The sequence below is a fragment of the Mesorhizobium sp. M7A.F.Ca.ET.027.03.2.1 genome (genome assembly GCF_003999175.1).
In the GTDB taxonomy this organism is placed as follows: domain Bacteria; phylum Pseudomonadota; class Alphaproteobacteria; order Rhizobiales; family Rhizobiaceae; genus Mesorhizobium.
Window position 1 is genome coordinate 1 of sequence record NZ_RZOM01001415.1, and the last position, 1,209, is coordinate 1,209.

1 protein-coding gene is annotated in these 1,209 nt (G+C 63.5%); it reads left to right on the plus strand.

The genetic code is table 11. The features are described 5' to 3' along the window. Positions 1-115 precede the first annotated feature (115 nt). Positions 116-1,209: MFS transporter (locus tag EN750_RS35170; protein ID WP_145968235.1), on the plus strand; the 1,094-nt coding region annotated here is incomplete at its 3' end.

A 1,209-nucleotide genomic window follows, 5' to 3' on the forward strand; every position in this document is an offset into this window, starting at 1 on the left:
GCGCAGGGAAGCCTTTGGCCGGCTTCGCTTTTGCCGGATGCGCGTCGGTTTCCTCTTATTGGCGCTGGGATCGCCACATCAGATTTGACCCGGTGAATCTGCTTCGGGGAAAGCGATGTCCACCCATGTGCGCCATCCGATCTGGCTGCCGGCTCTCAAGGCCGCGGACGCGCGCACCTTCGCGTCGCTCTATGCGGTCGAATCCTTCGCCCGCGCCACGGTGTCGAGCGTCATCCCGATCCAGGCCTACGAGATCCTGCACAACGAGCAGATCGTGTCGATGCTCTACACAGTCGTGGCGATGCTCGGGCTGTCGGTGACATTGTTCATGCCGATGCTGATCCGCCGTTTTGCCCGGCGCTGGGTCTACACATCAGGCGCCTGCCTGCTGGCCGTCGGCTCGCTGTTCTTCGTCACCGACACGCTCGCCGGGCAACTGGCCGGCATGCTGTGCCGGCTGATGGGCGCCAGCGCGCTGTCGATCACGCTCAACCTCTACATCATGGACCACATCCGCAAGACCGACTTCATGCAGGCCGAATCGCTGCGCATGGCGTGGTCGATGCTGGCCTGGACCGGTGGGCCGACGCTCGGCATCTTCCTCTACACGCGCTTCGGCATCTATGCCGCGCATGGTGCGGTCGCGGTGTTCGCGTTTGCCCTGCTGGCGCTGTTCTGGACCTACCGCCTCGGCGACAACCAGTCTATCCGTCCGGGCAAGACGCGCCCCGTCAATCCGCTCGCCAATATCGGCCGCTTCGTGGCGCAGCCCAGGCTCAGGCTGGCTTGGCTGATCGCCTTCGGCCGCTCCTGCTTCTGGACGACGTTCTTCGTCTATGGGCCGCTGTTCATGGTCATCACAGGTGAGGGTAAGCTGGCCGGCGGCCTGCTGGTTTCGGCCGGCAATGCGCTGTTGTTCATGGCGATTTTCTGGGGCAAGGCAGGAAAGCGCTTTGGTGGCCGCGGGACTATGACATTCGCCTATTTCGCCATGTCGGCCGCGCTTTTGGCGGCGGGCTTCGTCGGCGAAACCGTGCCGCTGCTTACCGGCACCTTCCTGCTCTGCGGTGCCTTCTTCACCATTGCGCTCGACGCCCTCGGCTCGACCGCCTTCATGCGCTCGGTGCGCTCCTATGAAAGATCTCAGATGGCAGCGGTCTACCGCACCTATCTCGACTTTTCCGAGTTGACGCCGCCGCTGGTCTATTC